Annotated in this window: 13 protein-coding genes; 6 read left to right on the plus strand and 7 right to left on the minus strand. The window is 74.5% G+C overall.

Annotated elements, in window-relative coordinates:
* Nucleotides 1-66: 66 nt before the first annotated feature.
* A complete protein-coding gene (locus tag BLR33_RS00660; RefSeq protein ID WP_093782235.1) occupies nucleotides 67-1,176 on the minus strand; it encodes an NADH:flavin oxidoreductase/NADH oxidase in 1,110 nt (369 codons plus the stop codon).
* A 217-nt stretch (nucleotides 1,177-1,393) separates the two neighbouring features.
* Nucleotides 1,394-2,284, minus strand: a complete 891-nt coding sequence (locus tag BLR33_RS00665; protein ID WP_093782236.1) for an MmyB family transcriptional regulator — start codon at nucleotides 2,282-2,284, stop codon at nucleotides 1,394-1,396.
* 588 nt (nucleotides 2,285-2,872) lie between these two features.
* Here BLR33_RS00665 and BLR33_RS00670 point away from each other — a divergent pair.
* Nucleotides 2,873-3,490, plus strand: a complete 618-nt coding sequence (locus tag BLR33_RS00670) for a VOC family protein (RefSeq protein WP_093782237.1) — start codon at nucleotides 2,873-2,875, stop codon at nucleotides 3,488-3,490.
* A gap of 174 nt (nucleotides 3,491-3,664) precedes the next feature.
* Here the strand turns inward: BLR33_RS00670 and BLR33_RS00675 are convergent, their stop codons facing one another.
* The gene (locus BLR33_RS00675) at nucleotides 3,665-3,961 is read right to left on the minus strand and encodes a muconolactone Delta-isomerase family protein (RefSeq protein ID WP_093782238.1); all 297 of its coding nucleotides are present in this window, start codon (nucleotides 3,959-3,961) and stop codon (nucleotides 3,665-3,667) included.
* A 269-nt stretch (nucleotides 3,962-4,230) separates the two neighbouring features.
* Between BLR33_RS00675 and BLR33_RS00680 the strand changes: the two genes are divergently transcribed.
* A complete protein-coding gene (locus BLR33_RS00680; protein ID WP_093782239.1) occupies nucleotides 4,231-5,973 on the plus strand; it encodes an MOSC and FAD-binding oxidoreductase domain-containing protein in 1,743 nt (580 codons plus the stop codon).
* A gap of 144 nt (nucleotides 5,974-6,117) precedes the next feature.
* Here the strand turns inward: BLR33_RS00680 and BLR33_RS00685 are convergent, their stop codons facing one another.
* Nucleotides 6,118-6,897, minus strand: a complete 780-nt coding sequence (locus BLR33_RS00685; RefSeq protein WP_093782240.1) for an SDR family NAD(P)-dependent oxidoreductase — start codon at nucleotides 6,895-6,897, stop codon at nucleotides 6,118-6,120.
* 372 nt (nucleotides 6,898-7,269) lie between these two features.
* Here BLR33_RS00685 and BLR33_RS00690 point away from each other — a divergent pair, with 372 nt between their 5' ends.
* From BLR33_RS00690 to BLR33_RS00700, 3 genes are all read left to right on the plus strand, one after another.
* Complete coding sequence (locus BLR33_RS00690; RefSeq protein ID WP_093782241.1) at nucleotides 7,270-8,157, plus strand: haloalkane dehalogenase; 888 nt, start codon at nucleotides 7,270-7,272, stop codon at nucleotides 8,155-8,157.
* A 201-nt stretch (nucleotides 8,158-8,358) separates the two neighbouring features.
* The gene (locus BLR33_RS00695) at nucleotides 8,359-8,898 is read left to right on the plus strand and encodes a MarR family winged helix-turn-helix transcriptional regulator (protein ID WP_093782242.1); all 540 of its coding nucleotides are present in this window, start codon (nucleotides 8,359-8,361) and stop codon (nucleotides 8,896-8,898) included.
* A 61-nt stretch (nucleotides 8,899-8,959) separates the two neighbouring features.
* Nucleotides 8,960-10,033: a hypothetical protein gene (locus BLR33_RS00700; protein WP_143031601.1), complete on the plus strand. Its 1,074-nt coding sequence runs from the start codon at nucleotides 8,960-8,962 to the stop codon at nucleotides 10,031-10,033.
* A 115-nt stretch (nucleotides 10,034-10,148) separates the two neighbouring features.
* On the opposite strand, the gene BLR33_RS00705 is transcribed toward BLR33_RS00700, so the two are convergent.
* From BLR33_RS00705 to BLR33_RS00715, 3 genes are all read right to left on the minus strand, one after another.
* Nucleotides 10,149-10,994 carry an MBL fold metallo-hydrolase gene (locus BLR33_RS00705; protein ID WP_093782244.1) on the minus strand — a complete coding sequence of 282 codons (846 nt, stop codon included), beginning with the start codon at nucleotides 10,992-10,994 and terminating at the stop codon, nucleotides 10,149-10,151.
* Nucleotides 10,995-11,130: 136 nt separating this feature from the next.
* A complete protein-coding gene (locus BLR33_RS00710; protein WP_093782245.1) occupies nucleotides 11,131-11,562 on the minus strand; it encodes an Rrf2 family transcriptional regulator in 432 nt (143 codons plus the stop codon).
* Between the two features lie 215 nt (nucleotides 11,563-11,777).
* Nucleotides 11,778-12,767: a TrmB family transcriptional regulator gene (locus BLR33_RS00715; RefSeq protein ID WP_093782688.1), complete on the minus strand. Its 990-nt coding sequence runs from the start codon at nucleotides 12,765-12,767 to the stop codon at nucleotides 11,778-11,780.
* A gap of 170 nt (nucleotides 12,768-12,937) precedes the next feature.
* On the opposite strand from BLR33_RS00715, the gene BLR33_RS00720 reads away from it, so the two are divergent.
* On the plus strand, nucleotides 12,938-17,014 hold the full coding sequence (locus tag BLR33_RS00720) for a S8 family serine peptidase (protein WP_093782246.1): 4,077 nt from the start codon (nucleotides 12,938-12,940) through the stop codon (nucleotides 17,012-17,014).
* The last annotated feature ends 42 nt before the right edge of the window (nucleotides 17,015-17,056 follow it).

Here is a 17,056-nt window from a genome sequence, read left to right on the forward strand (position 1 = left end):
CAGGCCACACATGGGGAAGGGCGCGGGCCGTGCGGCCCGCGCCCTTCCCCGGATCCCGCTACGGGGTCACGAGCGGTGGTACTGCACCGGCACGTACGGCTCCGCGCCCAGCGCCTCGGCGGCGTGCCGCGGCCAGTACGGGTCGCGCAGCAGCTCGCGGCCGAGCAGCACCGCGTCGGCCCGGCCGTCGGCCAGGATCGCCTCGGCCTGCTCGGGTTCGGTGATCAGCCCGACCGCGGCGACGGGCAGTCCGGCCTCGCCGCGGACCCGCTCGGCGAAGGGCACCTGGTAGCCGGGGCCGAGGGGGATCACCGCGCCGGGCACGTTGCCGCCGGTGGAGACGTCCAGCAGGTCCACGCCGCGGGCCTGCAGCTCCTTGGCGATGGCCACCGTGTCGTCGCCGGTCCAGCCCTCACGGCTGTCCTCGGCGTTCTCGGCGTTCTCGGCGAGCCAGTCGGTGGCCGAGATCCGGAAGAAGACCGGCAGGTCGTCGGGCCACACCGCGCGCACGGCGTCCACGACCTCCAGCGGGAAGCGGGTGCGGCCGGCGAAGGAGCCGCCGTACTCGTCGGTGCGGTGGTTGGTGTACGGCGAGAGGAACTGGTGGAGCAGGTAGCCGTGGGCGCCGTGGATCTCGGCGACCTGGAATCCGGCGTCCAGCGCGCGGCGGGCGGCCGCCGCGAACTCGCCGACGATGGCGCGGATCTCCTCAGCGGTCAGCTCGTGCGGCACGTTCGACACCTCGGTGAAGGGCTCGATGCCGGGGCCGACCGGGGTCCAGCCGAGCGGCGTATCGGGCCGCACGGGCGCGCCGCGGTCCACCCAGGTGCGCTCGGTGGACGCCTTGCGCCCGGCGTGGGCGAGCTGAATGCCGGGCACGGCGCCCTGCTCCTTGAGGAAGCCGGTGATGCGGCGGAAGGCGGCGGCCTGCCGGTCGTTCCATATGCCCAGGTCGTACGGGCTGATCCGGCCCTCGGGGCTGACCGCGGTGGCCTCGGTGATGATCAGCCCGGCGCCGCCGACGGCCCGCGCCGCCAGGTGCGCGAAGTGCCAGTCGTTCGGCGTGCCCGCGTCCTCCCCGTCCGGGGTGGCGCTGTACTGGCACATCGCGGCCATCCAGGCCCGGTTGCGCACGGTCAGCGAACGCAGCGTGTACGGCTCGAACAGCTTGGGCATGAAGCGCCTTCTCCCTGGTCATGGCAGACGCCCGGCCGTCGCCGGACGCCCGGGCCGCCCCCGCGGGCGACTCCCGTTGCTTCCACGGAGATAATACTTGCACACGCGGGCTACAGGCGCCGCCATGGAGTGCGGTCCATCACCGCCACGGAGTGCCGCCCACCGACCTGGGCGCGGTGGCAGGCTTCGATCCAGATGGCGGGCTTCGCCCTTCACCCTAGGAGCCGGACCGCCCGTCGGAGGGAGCCGCCGGCAGGCCGCCTCCGCGCGCCGGCTCCTCGTCGCAGTGCAGGAACACCACCCGGCAGCCCGGCGCGGCCTTCGGCTCGCCGACCGCGGCGTGCAGCAGGATGTCGCGGCGGGCGCGGGCGTGCCGCATGGGCCGCTGGTCGCCGTCCGGGTGCACGTAGGGGCGGGCGCGGCGGGCCTGCCACAGGCGCCGCACCTGCTCGTCGCCCAGCGCCCGCTCGCGCATCTCCAGCAGCCGCGGGTGCGCGGGGTGCTCGTGCAGCGCGTTGGCGAGCTGGGCGACGGCCGCCGGGGCCCAGTGGGTGGCCCACTGGCGCATCACGCTGCCGCGGGCGGCGGTGTCGAAGAGGATCCACGCCAGGATGTTGCGCGGCACGGCGCCCCACAGCGCCTCGGCGGCCTCGTTGTGGTAGACGACGTCCCAGCCGAGGTCGCTGACGTACGCGGGCAGCGGACTGCTCATCACCACCGTGTGCCACACCGCCGGGACCGCCGTGCGGTCGCCGGGCCGCAGCGCCACCGACGGGCTGGGCTGCTGGCCGAAGACGGCGATCCACAGCGCGGCCCACTCCTGCTCGCTCAGCTGCAGCAGTTCGGCGACGCGGCGCATCGTGCCGGGCGGCGGTTCGGCGATCAGGCCGCGCTCGAAGCGGCTGTAGAAGGCGCCGGGCGGGCGGCCGAGCAGCACGTCCATGTCCTGCTGGGTCAGCCCGCGGTCGCGCGGCCCGGTCCTGGGCACGGGCGACAGGCCCGCCGCCATCCGCAGCCCCGGCAGTTCGGCGTACTCCTCCCGGCGTGCGCGGCGGCGACAGGCGCGCAGCAGTCCGATCAGCCCCCTCGGGTCGACGACTCCTGCCACGCCCGCTCCGCCCCTCGCTCGGAAGTGTCACAGCCACTCGGATAGTTCGGATTTCAACATTGAACTCCGGAGCACCTGTACGAGCCTGGCCGCAGGAGGCAGAATCCGCCACCGGAGCCGGACGCATCCCCGTGAGCTGCCGGTCTGCCGTCCGTACGGGGGTGGGACGGCGGGCCGGTGCACCGGCCCGCGGCGCGCCGGAGGGGGGCGCGCCCGCGCCGTTCCCTGCGCCCTGCCCTCCCGCACGGCGCCGGACACCGCCCGGTCCACCTGCCGGAACCGCCCCGCGGTGTCCGCATGCGCCGTGCGGCGGGCGTGTCTAGGCTGGAGTTCGGCCGATCGGCACAGACTCCGGCGGGTTCCTCGCGAGGGTGCCGCGACCAAGGCGGCGGACGGCCGGCAGCGGACGGGTCCTGCCCGCGAGGAGCCGCGCGGTTGAAGCACCGCCGCAGCAGTCGAACGGCGCCGCGGCACGGTGTACCCCGCGTACCGCTCCTTCCTGGACGGGCCGGCGGCGGCCCCGGCCTGTGGGGCCCGAGCCGCCGGCGTACGAAGCCGCCTGTGCCGTACGAAATGGAAGGCACGCCCATGGACATGAAACTCGAGGTCGTCGTGCTGCCGGTGTCCGACGTCGACCGGGCCAAGGACTTCTACACCGGCCTCGGCTGGCGGCTGGACGCCGACGTATCCACCGGTGCGGGCTTCCGCGTGGTGCAGGTGACACCGCCGGGCTCGCCCGCCTCGGTCATCTTCGGCGAATCCGTCTCCGACCAGCCACCGGGCTCGGCCCGCGGGCTGCACCTGGTCGTGGACGACATCGACGCCGCCCGCACGGAACTCAAGCGGCAGGGCGCCGACCCGAGCGAGGTGTTCCACGACGCCGGCGGCGTCTTCCACCACGCCGGCACCGACGCCCGCGTACCCGGCCGGGACCCGCAGGGCACCAGTTACTCCTCCTTCGTCTCCTTCGCCGACCCGGACGGCAACGGCTGGGTGCTGCAGGAGATCACCACCCGGCTCCCCGGCCGGCTGGACCCGGCCACCACCGCCTTCACCTCGGCCGGCGACCTGGCGAGCGCCATGCGTCGCGCCTCGGCCGCCCACGGCGAGCACGAGGCCCGCACGGGCGCGGAGGACCAGGACTGGCCGGACTGGTACGCCCGTTACATGGTCGGCGAGCAGGCAGGTACGGAACTGCCGACGTGACGGCGGGGGCGGTACCCGACCACCGCCCCGAACACCCGCCGCCCGGTGGCCGGTTGGCAACCGGAGCGCGTCCACGGCCCGGGCGCCGGGGGGTTGGACGCCCGGGCCGCGAACAGGCCTGCCCGCGTGGCGCGTTGCCCGCGCGAGGCGGCGCCGGCACCGGTCGGCGCCGCGTCACCCCTTGGCCGGGCCCGGGTCGTTGGGGTGCGGGTCGAGCGCGGTGACGTCGAAGCTCATCCACGGGCTCAGCGGCAGCGTCCCGAGTACCTTCTCGCGCAACTCGGCCTCGTCCGCGGCCCGCCAGACGCCGATGCTGCGCGACTCCCCCACCGGGCGCCACAGCCGCGCGAGGTTGCCCGTCGCGGCCAACTCCCGTGCCCGCACGGCCTCGTCGGCCCGCCGCCGGTCCACCTCCTCCTGCGCGGTCCCCTCGGGGACCGTCGTGGTGATCTGCACCAGGAACTCTCGCATCGCGACTCCTCGGCTCGTCGGTGCTGTCCACCCTAGGTACGCGCGCGGCCCGTCGCATGCGGGCGGCCCGCCTGCCGGTGGGAGGGGTACGGGGTAGGGTGAAAGGACGTTGCCGCGCGCCAGGGCCGCCCGTCGTGGGCCGATGCGCGAGAGGCACCGGGGCGGCCCCGCAGGGGCGTCGCGCGGCGGCTTTCTCCGGCGACACCCGCAAGGCCGATCGCCGCAAGGGAGGTCGGGACGTGGCGACCTTGGAAGCCGTGAATGTCGGAATGCCTCAGGACGTTCCCTGGCACGGCAGGACCGTGCACACCGGCGTCTGGAAGCAGACCGTCACCGGGCCGCGGATGGTGCGGCGGCTGAACATCGACGGCGACGGGCAGGGCGACCTGGCCGGGCACGGCGGCGAGCACCGCGCGGTGCTGGTCTACCAGGCTGACTCGTACCGTTTCTGGGCCCGCGAGTTGGGCCGCGACGACCTCGAACCCGGCGGTTTCGGCGAGAACTTCACCGTGGACGGGCTGCCGGACGACGAGGTCTGCATCGGCGACCGCTACCGCATCGGCGGCGCCCTGTTCGAGGTCAGCCAGCCGCGCGTGACCTGCTACCGGGTCGGCCTGCGGATGGCGGAGCCGCGGATGGCCGCGCTGCTGGTGGCGCACCACCGCCCCGGGTTCTACCTGCGGGTGCTCGAGGAGGGCGAGGTCGAGGCGGGCCAGGAGATCACCAAGGTCGCCACCGGGCCGGAGGCGATGACGGTCGAGGAGATCGACCGCGTGCTCTACCTGCCGGGGCACACCCGTGAGCAGGTCGAAAGGGCGCTGCGCATCCCCGAACTCAGCCCGGGCTGGCAGGAGTCGATGCGGGCGCTGCTGGTGCAGGAGGACAGCGGGGCGGGGCCGGCCACCGGCAGCGCGGGGCTCAACACGGCGGCTGCCGCACCCCGCCCGGCCTGGCCCGGCTTCCGCCCGCTGGTGGTCACCGATGTCCGGCGCGAGAGCCGCAGCGTCTTCTCCCTGTCGCTGGCCGCCGAAGACGGCTCCGACCTGCCCGCCGCCCGGCCGGGCCAGTTCCTGACCGTGAAGGTCCCCTCCGGGGAGGGCGGCCCCCCGCTGATCCGCAGCTACTCCCTTTCCGGCGAGCCCGGCACCGCCGCGTACCGCATCAGTGTGAAGGCCGAGCCGCACGGCGCGGCCAGCCGCCGGCTGCGCGACCACGTGCGGACCGGGGACCGGCTGGAAGTGGCCGCGCCCCGCGGCACCTTCCTGCTGGCGCCGGGCGACGGCCCGGTGGTGCTGGTGTCGGCGGGCGTGGGTGTCACCCCGGTGCTCGCCATGCTGCACGAGCTGGCCCACGAGCGCTCGGGGCGCGAGGTGTGGTGGCTGCACGCGGCCCGCGACGGCAGCGAGCACGCCTTCGCCCAGGAGAGCCGCGACCTGCTGGCCGCGCTGCCGCGGACCCGCTCCCGTGTCTTCTACAGCCGCCCGGCCGCGGGCGACCGCCAGGGCACCGACTACACGGACGCCGGGCACCTGTCCGCGGCGAGCGTCGCCGACCTCGGCCTGCCCGAGGACGCCGACGCCTACCTGTGCGGGCCCGACGCCTTCATGCAGGCCGCCGAGGCCGCCCTGGTGGATGCGGGCCTGGCCGCCTCCCATGTGCACACCGAGGTCTTCGGCGCGGGTCCGTCCACCACGCCCGGCATCACCGCGCCCGCCACCGGGACGGCGCCCCACCAGCCGCCGGGCCCGCCCGGCACCGGCCCCACGGTCTCCTTCGCCCGCAGCGGCCTGGACGTCCCCTGGAGCGACGCCCAGGGGTCCCTGCTCGACCTCGCCGAGGCCTGCGACGTGCCCGTGCGGTGGTCGTGCCGCACGGGCGTCTGCCACACCTGCGAACTCGCCCTGCTGTCCGGCTCGGTGGCCTACGACCCTGACCCGGTCGAGCCGCCCGCCGAGGGCAACGTGCTGATCTGCTGCTCCAAGCCCGCCGAGGACACCGTCCTCGACCTGTGAGCCCACCCCACCGGGAAGGGCTCGCGGCCCGTACGACGAATCCGGCCGGGACGGTGCACGCCGCCGGTACGACGAATCCGGCCCGTACGGTCGGCTCGCGGCCCGTACGGTGATCGATCCCGGACGGTGAGCCCCCATCCGCGCTCACCAGGTGGGGATCAGCCCGCCGTCGATCACCATGTCACTGCCCGTGATGTTCCCGGCGCCCTCGCCGAGCAGGAACAGGACGAGGGCCGCGACCTCCTCGGGGCGGGAGAACCGGCCGGTCGGGCTCTGCTGGGCCGCCTGGTCGATCACCTCCTGGGGTGACAGGCCCGCGGCGCCGGAGACGGTCGCCGCGACCCCCTCCCCGCCCAGCCACAGATCCGTCCGCACGGGGCCGGGGCTGACCGTGTTGACCCGGATGCCGCGCGGCCCGACCTCCTTGGACAGGGCCTTGGAGAAGGCGACCAGGGCGGCCTTGCCCGCGCTGTAGTCGATGACCAGCGGGTCGGGCAGGGTGGCGTTCACGGAGGCGACGGTGACGATCGCCCCACGGCCCGCGTCCAGCATCCGCGGCAGCACCGCCCGGGTGGCCCGTACCGCGCTGAGCAGGTTGAGGTCGAGGGCGCGCCGCCAGTCGGCGTCCGTGACCGACAGGAAACCGCCGGTGCGGGCGGGGGCGGCGCCCACGTTGTTGACCAGGATGTCCACCCGGTCGCCCGCGGCAGCCGCCAGCCGTTCGGCGTCCTCGGTCCGCGTCAGGTCCGCCTCCACCCAGGTCAGCGCGCCCCCGCCGGCCAGTGCCTCCAGCTCGGGCGTGGCGGTCCGCGAGCCCGCGAGCACCCGGGCCCCGGCCTGGACGAGCGCCGTGGCGACGGCCAGCCCGATCCCCTTGCTGGCACCCGTCACGATCGCGGTCTGCCCCCGCAGCGGTGTCTCCATGGCGGCCTGCTTTCTGGCAACGGCACCCCGCTGCACGGCTGGGTCGAATCGTCGCTGCCATGATCCCGTACGCGGTGGCCGCGGGCATCATCGCGCGCACCCGGCTGCCGCGCCGCCTCGGTATCGGCCGGGCCGATCTGCTGCCTGCGGACGGTGATCCCATGGGGGCACATCCGATGCGCTCTACCCGTCCGCGGTATCCGGCGGCGTGGCGAACGCGCCCGCAGTACCGCCTACCTGAATCCTGGACCCGGTGATCAGCCGGGGGGCGGCCACGGCTCCCCCGGCTCAACGGCGTTCATCGCGGCCCGGGCTGGGCCACCGCCACCGGCCGCACAGCCGAGTTCTGCAGCGCATCTTGTGGAGGCAAGTGTGACGACCGACCGCCCCTACGCGGAAAAGAAGTTCGCGGAGATCAACGGGGTCCGGATGGCCTACATCGACGAGGGGGAAGGCGCGCCCATCGTCTTCCAGCACGGTAATCCCACCTCGTCCTACCTGTGGCGCAACGTGATGCCCCATCTGGAGGGACTGGGAAGGCTGATCGCCTGCGACCTCGTGGGCATGGGCGACTCCGGCCGGCTCTCCCCGTCCGGCCCGGACCGCTACTCCTACCAGGAGCAGCGCGATTACCTGTTCGCGCTCTGGGACCACCTGGACCTGGGCGACGAGGTGGTGCTCGTCGTGCACGACTGGGGTTCCGCCCTCGGCTTCGACTGGGCCCACCAGCACCAGGACCGGATCGCCGGGATCGCCTACATGGAAGCCATCGTGGCTCCGCGGACGTGGGAACAGTTCGAGGAGCAAGGCCGCGAGATCTTCCAGGGGTTCCGCTCCCCGGCAGGTGAGGCGATGGTGCTCACCGACAACGTGTTCGTCGAAAGGGTGCTTCCCGCGGGTGTTCTGCGGACTCTGACCGACGAGGAGATGGCCGTCTACCGGGCGCCCTACCTCACCCCGGGCGAGAGCCGCCGGCCCACGCTCAGCTGGCCGCGTCACCTGCCGATCGAGGGAGAGCCCGCCGACGTGGTCCGGATGGTCGAGGACTACGGCCGCTGGCTGGCCGGATCGGCGGTGCCCAAGCTGTTCATCAACGCGGAGCCCGGCGCGATCCTGACCGGAAGCCTTCGCGAGTTCTGCCGGTCGTGGCCGAAGCAGACCGAGGTGACCGTGTCCGGGCGGCACTACGTCCAGGAGGACAGCCCGGATGAGATCGGCACCGCTGTCGCGGACTTCGTCCGGACCGTCCGCGGCGTCTGAGGAGCGGGCTCGGCGCCATGCCCCGGCCGCAGTCCGGCCGCCTTGAACTCCGCGATCCTGCCCGTGATCACGTCCACAGCCCGGTGCGGCCGCCGGCGCGCGCGTCGAGGAGACCCTGCGGGCGGCCGCTTCCTGACGGGGCCCGCGCGCGGGAGCCCGGCGCGCCTTGCCTTCCTCGGCCGCGAATGTAAGCATACGAGCATGAGCCAGCACACTGATGATGCAGGTCGCGAGCCGGCCCGCGAGGCCGCGGAGCCGGCCGAGGCCGCCGAACCCGACATCCGCGTCGGCCCGGACGACCTGTTCCGGCGCCGCGTCGGCTACGTCGTGCGCCGCTTCAACCAGGCCGTGCGCACCCTCGTGGAGGAGGGACTGCGACCGCTCGGGCTGACCACGAGCCAGTACGCGGTGCTGGCGATGCTCCAGCGCTACAGCGGCAGCACCAACGCGCAGCTGGCCCGGGTGCTCTCGGTCACGCCGCAGACCATGACCCGCATCCTTTCCGGCCTCATCGACTCCGGACTGGTCGAGCGGTACGCCAGCGCGCACCACGCCCGGGTCCGCCCGGCCCGGCTCACCGCGGCCGGTGAGGAACTGGTCGCCCGCGCCCACCCCGTCGTGGACGCGGCCGAGGACCGGCTGTTCGCCCCGCTCGACCCGCAGGCGAGGGCCCAGCTGCTCGACCATCTGTGGACATGCGCGGACGCCGTGCCCACCGACACCGTCTACGAGAACTTCTGACGGCCCGCCGCCAGCCCCCTGCCGCGCCTGCTCGCACCCCACCCGAAAGACACCCATGTCCGTGACCGGAACACCCACGCCGCATGCCGCCCCGCGGCGCAGCCCCTTCGCCGCCTCCCGGCCCGTCGCACGGTCCGCCGTGCTGCGGCCCCTGGCGACCGGCCTCGCGGTGGCGGCCGCCTTCGTCGCCGTCTTCCTGGCCGCCCTCCACCACCCCACCCCGCACGGACTGCCGGTGGCCGTCACCGGTCCTTCGTCCTCCGTCACCGCCGTGGAACGCGGCCTGGACGCCGCCCAGCCCGGCGCCTTCCGCTTCACCTCCTACGGCGGGCCGGTCGCCGCGGCGCACGCCGTGGCCGCGCGCGACGTCTACGGCGCGCTCGACCTGGGCCCGGCCGGGACCGCCCGGGTCACCCTCGCGGGCGCCAACGGCCCGGGCGTCACCCAGACCCTGACCGCCGCCTTCACCGGTGCCGCGGCCCACCTCGGCGACCGCGTGACCGTCAGTGACGTCGCCCCGCTGCCCGCGGGCGACAGCCGCGGACTCGCCGTCTTCTCCTACGTCTTCGGCCTCGCGCTCAGCTCCTTCCTGTTCGCCATGGCCTTCCACCGCAGTGCGTCGGGCGCCTCCCTGCTGGTGCGCCTGACGGTCCCGCTGCTCTTCGCCGTCGTCAGCGGCACGATGCTCACTGCCGTCGCCGACGCCGGGTTCGGCGCGGTGACCGGGCATCCGTGGGCGGTGGCCGCGATATCGGCGGCGATCTCGTACGCGGTGGCCGCGAGCACCATCGCGCTCACCCGGCTCCTGCACGGCGCCGGCATCGGCGTGGCCGGGCTGCTCTTCATCGTCATCGGCAACGCCACCAGCGGCGGCGCCCTCAACTGGCACTATCTGCCCGGCGGTTGGCGCTGGATCAGCCAGATGCTGCCGACCGGCGCGGGCGTCAGCGGCCTGCTCGACGTGCAGTACTTCGGCTCGCGCCATCTCGGCCCGCTGCTGCTCGCGCTCGGCTTCTGGACCGCGGCGGCCCTCCTGCTGCTGGTCACGCTCCCGGCGCTGCGACTGGACATGGTCCACCGCCGCCACGCCGCCGAGGACGCCGCGCACGCGAGAGCGGTGGCCCCGGCGGCCTGAGTCGCAACCCGCCGGTCGGGGCCCCGAGCTGCGCAGAGGCCCAGCCCTCGGATCCAGCGGGCGGTGCTCCGCTCCGGCCCCGGGGCCAGGCGATGGCCGGGCCGGTCAGGCGGGCTCACCCCATGACGGATTTCGCGGAGTTCCACAGGACGCCGCGGTTGATCCGGTTCGGATGGAGGGCCACCATGCGCGCGTACAGGTCCTGATGCCCTGTGGCCTTCTCCGCGGCGGCGTCGAAGTCCTGGATGTAGCGGCGGGTGCGGGCGATGTCCTCGGGGCTGTCCGGGTCGCCGTCGCGCTTGTGCCCCGAGACGACGTGGGTGGGAGCGAGCCGTTCGACCGTGTCGAGGGCGTCGAGCCACTGCCTCCGGCCGGTGCCCTTGGACTCGGCGAGGTACATGTGCACGTCGCCGTAGACGACATCGCCGGCGACGACAAGGCCGACCGAGGGGACGTGCAGGACGCTGGAGCCGTCGGTGTCGGTGTGGCCCAACTCGATCGCCTGCAGCCGCTCCCCCTCCAACTCGATCACGTTGTCGTCGCCGAGCGGCTCGGCGAGCACGTGGTGGGGGGAGATCTGGCCGGGGAAGCGGGGGTCCCAGAACCCGTCGAACCAGCGCGGGCCGTATTGGGCGGCCATGGACTCCACGACGCCGGCGGTGGCCACGAGCTTCGCGGCCGGGAAGCGTTCGAGCAGGGCGGGGGCACCGAAGAAGTGGTCGCCGTGCGCGTGGGTGACGAAGATCGTGGTGAGGTTCTTGCCGGTGGCAGCCACCCGCTCGGCCAAGGCGCGGGACTCCTCCATGGTCATCAGCGGGTCCACCAGCACGGCGTCGCGCTCGCCGTGGATGAGGGTCGAGGCGGTCGGGGACCACATGCGGCGCGCCTCGCCCGGCGGCAGGTCGTCGGAGACGGCCGGCTTCGACGGCGCCACGTGCACGGTGTAGTCGAGAGTGGTCATGTGCTGCTCCTTGGCTCGATGCGCGGTCCCGGCGGGTGCGGGCGCGCTTCTGGATGTAACTTCAACTGTTACGACAATGGGCATATAACGGCAGCGGGAGGGGCTCCGGCACGGTCAGAGGACACCCAGAGGACGGTCAGGGGACCGCCAGGGAATCCCGCACCACGTCGGCCACACTGGTGCGGGCCAATTGCGCGCGCAGCGCCTCCTCCGCGTCACCGTAGACGGGGGCGAGCGCTGAGCGGATGCCGTGGCCCACCGGGCATTCCTGGTTCGGTTCGGCGGGATGCAGCGCGAACAGCGGGGCCTCCTCGACCGCCCGGTACACCTCGGCCAGACTGATCGACTCCGCCGGCCGCGCCAGACGCCAGCCGGCCCCGGCGCCGCGCCGGGATTCGACCAGGCCCGCCTCGCGCAACTCGCCGAGCAGACGGCGGATCACCACCGCGTTGGTGTTGACGCTGTTCGCGATCTGCTCGGACGTTGCCACCTCGCCGCCCATCCGCCGGTTCAGCTCGATCCAGGCCAGCGCATGCGCGGCAACGGTGAGCCTGCTGTTCGCTCCCATCCCCACCTCCTGATGTAACTGTAGCAGTTACGACAGGCTTTCCGCGCGGGTTCCCCGCATCGAATCCGTCGTGCCGACGCCGGTCGGCGCTCCTGCCGGCGGTGGCACCGGCCGCCCACGACGTCGCACAGGTGACCCCAGCGGAAGGACGCCGCTCGACGGGAAAAGGCCGGCCCGGCCGCAGGGCCCCCTTCGAGCGGGCCGACCCACCCCGCTCAGATCCAGCCGCGGCGGGCGGCCGCCAGGGCGGCCTGGAAGCGCGTGGTGGCGCCCAGCTCCGTCAGGAGGCGGTGGATGCGGCGCTGGGTGGTGCGCGCGCTCCAGCCCTGGGTGCGGGCGATGGCCGCGTCGGTCAGGCCGGAGGTGAGCAGGGTGAGCAGGGCCCGCGTCTCGGAATCGGGGCCGCCCTCCGGCGCGGCGGCGTCGTCCTGGCCGCCCCCGGGCCGGGCGGCCAGGACGACGGCCCGCTCCCACTCGGCCTCGAAGAGCGCCTCCAGCGCGGTGAGCATCGGCGAGCGGTGCACGAGGTAGGCGGCGGCGTGGCCGCCCGGCGCGAGGCTGAACGGGATCAGCGCGGCCTGGTCGTCGCAGATGACGAGCTTGAGCGGCAGCTCGCCGCGGACCCTGGCCTGCTCCCCCGCGCGCACGCTCGGCAGGATGTCGCCGGCCAGCCGCCCCGGCCAGGCCACGGCCTCGCGCGAGTAGATGACGCGGTGGACGACGCCGCCGCGCTGCCGGGCCACCTGCTGCTCCAGGTTCGCGCCCGGCCGGTTGACGTACGGGGGGCGATCGAAGGCGCGGACCTCGCCGCGGGCCTGGGCGGTGAGCCGGTGCGCGGCCTGGCTGATCTCCTCGATGTCGCTGAGGAGTTCGACGGCGATGTCCGGGCGGCTGATCCGGGTGGCCTCGCGGTGGGCGTCGGCGAGCCGCTGCACCAGCGAGCGGGCCGCGTCCAGGCGGTGCTCGTGCTCCTGGATGAGGGCGGTGACGGCGGCCTCGGGCGGGTTGGCGGTGTAGCGGACCGGGCGGGTGCCGCTGCGGGTGGCCAGGCCGCGGCCGACGAGGTCGGCGAGCGCGCGGGTGGCCGCGGCGGTGGAGATCCCGCGGCCGCGGGCGAGTTCGGCGGCGGCGGACCGGGGGCGGCCGACGAGCGCGAGGTAGACGTGCTGTGTTTCGTCCGCGAGTCCCAGGACGTTGAGTTCCATCGATTCTCCGAACTCCCCGTGGCGGCCCGCCGCCACCTGGCAGATTCCGGCCAGGCGGACCATCTTGCCTGCTCACGCCGGACGTTGGCATCTTCCCTCATCAGGGTGTGGTGCGGCGGGCCGTCAGCGGGCCGTCGCCTGCGCGCCATCTCCTCGCCGAAAGGTGTTCGATGCACCGGTTGTCCCTCCCGGGCCGGACCTCCGCCGCCGTCGCCGCTGTCCTCGCGGCCGCCGCCACGGTCGCCGCCGGTCTCGCCGTGCCGTCGCCAGCCGCGGCCGCCGGCCCGCCGCCCAAGCCCCGCCTGGCGCAGACGGCGCCGAAACCGCCGAAGCCGCCCGCGCAGCACTCCGGGCAGGTGCCGGGGCAGGTGCTGGTGACCCTGGACCCGGGTACCACGGTGACCGGCGGCCGGATCGCGAGCAGCCGCGCGGCCGCGCTCGCCCCCGACACCAGCAGCAGCGCCCTGGACGCCAGGCTCAAGGCGGTCGGCGCAGTCTCGCTGCGACCGCTGCTGCCCGGCGCGTCCGCCGCCGACACGAGCGCGCTCACCGGCGCCGCCCGCTCCCGCCTGGGCGCCGGCGCGGCCGACCTGGGCCGTACGTACGTGGTGCAGACCCGGCAGAAGGACGCCGCCGCGGTGGCCGGGGAACTCGCCGGTATCTCCGGTGTCGAAGCGGTGGAGCCCGACCGCTACGTCAACACCATGACGAGCGGCGGGTCACCGCTCTCCCCGACAACGCTGTCAGCCGCCCGCACCCAAGCCTCGCGGAAGCCCGCCGCCCCCACCTCGTCATCCGCCGTGCCGGACAACTACGCGCTGTCGTCCTCCGCCCAGCCGTTCCTGAACGCGGGCGGGGTGGACGCGGTGGGCGCCTTCGGCCTGCTGCAGGACGGGTACGGGCAGCAGCCAGGGGCCGGCGAGACGATCACCAACGTCTCCATCGGCGACCTCACCGACCAGTCGATGGCCGACGCGGGCGACTCCTACGTGCAGACCAACGGGCCGACCACGGTGCTCCGGGACGGCCACCGCTACCTCGACCTGCCCTCCATGCCGCTGATCCCCACCTACGTGGCCACGGACGCCGGCGGCCTGGACGCCTCGGCCGCCACCGAGGACCAGGACCCCTCGCTCGACGAGGTGATGCTCGACTTCGGCGTCATGGCCCCGCTGCCGCACGACCGGCAGCGCGCGGACGCGACCGGCTCGGGCTACACCGACCTGCTGGGCATCGCGCCCGGCGCCAACTACCGCCTGGTGGTGCCGCAGCAGCCCACGACCGACCGGATCGCCGGGGCGCTGCTGGCCGCCGCGAACCAGTCGCCCAGGCCCGACGTGATCACCGCGAGCCTCGGCTTCGGCACCGACGCCCAGGGGCTGCCCGGCCGGTACCTGGAGGACGACCCGGTGATCCGCTCGGTGGTCGCCTCGATCGTGCAGCGCGACCACATCGTGGTCGCCATCTCCTCCAACGACGGCACTCGCCTCTACACGCCCGCGCCGGTCGGCCCCGACGGCGGCAGCACGCCCACCGACCTGGCCGGCCACGGCGCCGCCACCACGATCGACGACGACGCGGCCACCACCGCGCCCACCGAGGTGCCCGACTCCGGCGCGATAGCCGCCGGCGGCACCACCCTGGACGACACCCTCGCCCAGGGCACCGACGGCCCGGCGACCGTGGCCGAGACCCGGATCAGCGGCTTCGGCTCCTTCTCCTCCGGGTTCGGCAGCCGGATCGACCTGTCGGCGCCGAGCGACAACATCGTCGCCTTCTCGCACACCCCCGGCGGCGCCCCGCAGGACGTCTCGCTCGCCCTCAACGGCGGCACCTCGGCCTCCGCGCCCGAGATCGCCGCGGCCGCCGCGGTGGTGCTGCAGGCCGGGCGGCTCGGCGGGCACCGGCTGACGCCCGAGCAGGTCCGCCAGGTGCTGGAGCACACCGGCCGCGCGGTCCCCACCCCGCCGCAGATCGACCGGCAGCTCCAGGTCGGCCCGCAGATCGACGTGACGGCTGCGGCCGAACAGGCCCTCGACGCCCACGGGCCCGCCCGCCCGCAGCTGCTGCGGGTCTCGGTCGCCCACCGGGTGATCCAGGGCGGCCTGGGCGGCGAATTCCTGGAGACCACCGACCCGGACCGGATCGACCTGGGCGACATGGCCTCGGGCGGCACCGGCGAGGGCCTGGTCGGCCCGGTCACCTTCGCCGGCGACGTCACCGGCCTCGGCGCGGGCAACACCACCTACCGCCTCACCGTCGGCAGCACCGTCTTCACCTCCACCACCCCCGCGATCCGGGTGACGCCCCGTCAACTCCTCGCCGCGGCAGGACTTTCCGTGATCTCCGGCAGCGACCGGCAGCTGACCTACACCTACGCGGTGGTCACCGCGGGGCGGACGGTCGCCAGTCAGAAGCGCACCCTGACGGTGGGCCCGAGCGACGGCACCTACGCCGAAGCGGCGGCCCCGAAGGCGCCCGCGACGGTGGCCGCCGGGCACGCGGTCACGGTCTCCTACGACCTGACCGGCGTGGCCGGCACCAGCTCGCCCGAGCTGGTCGTCTCCGGCGTCGGGCACTGGAACCCGGTGCTCGGCCCGGTCTTCTCCGCCGCCTGGCACCAGGACCTGACCGACACCAAGGGCACGGTGACGATCCCCGCGTCGGCCTTCGACGGCGGGGGCGGCCTGTACGGCATCGGCATCGCGCAGTCCGGCTTCGGCGGCAGCCCGCAGTTCGTGCAGTGGAGCGAGTTCGCCCCCGTGCGGGTGGCCGGCGCCACCGGGCAGCGGGCGGCCGCGCCGCGGCTGACCGGGCACGACGGCGCCACCGGGTACACCGCCGAGGTCACCCGCGGCGCCCCCGGCTTCACCCTGCACTACGACGCCACGGCCGTGCCCGGCGCCCGCTACGCCGAGGTGGAGTTCTCCGCACCCGGGCCCACGACGTCCGGCTCCGTCAACACCTTCACCAACACCAACGGCACGCAGCTCGACTCCGACGGCATCGACACGCCCTCCACCGCCCACCAGGTGCTCCCTGCCGCCTCGGGCAGCGTCAAGCTGGACGCGCTGAAGGCGGGCCTGGCCACCTCTGAGGTGTACGGGGTGCGGGTGCTGGCGCTGGACCGCGACCACAAGGTGATCGGCCAGGCGTCGCCGCTGGCGAGCCTGTCCGTGGACGACGGCCCCGCCCCGCCCGGCGACACCGTGCTCAGCTTCGCCACCGCCGGCGCCCACTCGGTGGCGGCCCTGCGCACGGCCACCGGCGGCACCGAGGTCCGGCACTACGACCCGGCGACCGGGGTCTACGGCGCGGTGATCGCCGCCGATCCGGCGGACGGCTCGGAGTACGAGGTGCTGGGCGCGACCGCCGACCGGGCGCTGCTCATCCACCGCGGCGCCGACGGCGGCGACGTGCGGGTGGAGACCTGGAACACCGCGACCGGCACGCTCGCGGGCTCGGGGACGCTGGCCGCGGACGCCTACACCTTCGTCGTCGGCCGGGTGGACCCGGTGCACGGGCGCGGCGCGCTGCTGGTGCGCACCGCGGACAACGCGGACGCGGTGGTGCCGGTGGACCTGGCCGACGGTCACGTGGGCGCGGCCATCGCGGCCGACCCGGCGAACGTGCCGGCGGGCACCTACAGCCTGCTGGACTTCGACACCTCCACCGGTGACGTCTACCTGGCCAAGGGCGCCCCGGCGTTCCTGTGCCTGGGCGGGGTGACCGTGGCGCGGGTGGACCTGGTCGCGGGCACGGTCGCCGCGGCGGGCTCCTCCTCCGGCTGCAGCCACGGCTTCGCCTCGGACGACGCGGGCACCGTCTACAACGCCTCGGCGACGGCGATCAGCACCAAGATCGTGCCGAACAGCGTGCTCACCGGGCTGGACACCCGTACCGGCACGCAGGGCGACGCGGTGTCGCTGCGCCAGGGCGCGCCCGCCGCGCTCGCCGTCGACGGCGTCCACAAGGTGGCGGTGCTGCTCTACCCCGGCCCGGTCGGAACCGCGTACTTCGGCTCGCAGCAGCCGCTGGTGGCCGACAACAACGCCACCGGGCAGCTGCTGGTGGTGGACCTGGCCTCGGGCCAGGTGGTGCGCACCCTGCCGGGCTTCGCGGTGGACTCCCACGGCGGGCCGCTGGTGCACGGCGGGCTGATGAACTCGCTGCAGCTGGACCCGGCGACGCGTACGGGCTTCACGTACGCGGCGTACGACGGGCAGGTGCAGCAGTTCTCCTACTGAGTCCCGGCTGACCTGTACAAGGGGGCGCCCTCCGCCGGGGGG

Source organism: Actinacidiphila guanduensis (genome assembly GCF_900103985.1).
In the GTDB taxonomy this organism is placed as follows: domain Bacteria; phylum Actinomycetota; class Actinomycetes; order Streptomycetales; family Streptomycetaceae; genus Actinacidiphila; species Actinacidiphila guanduensis.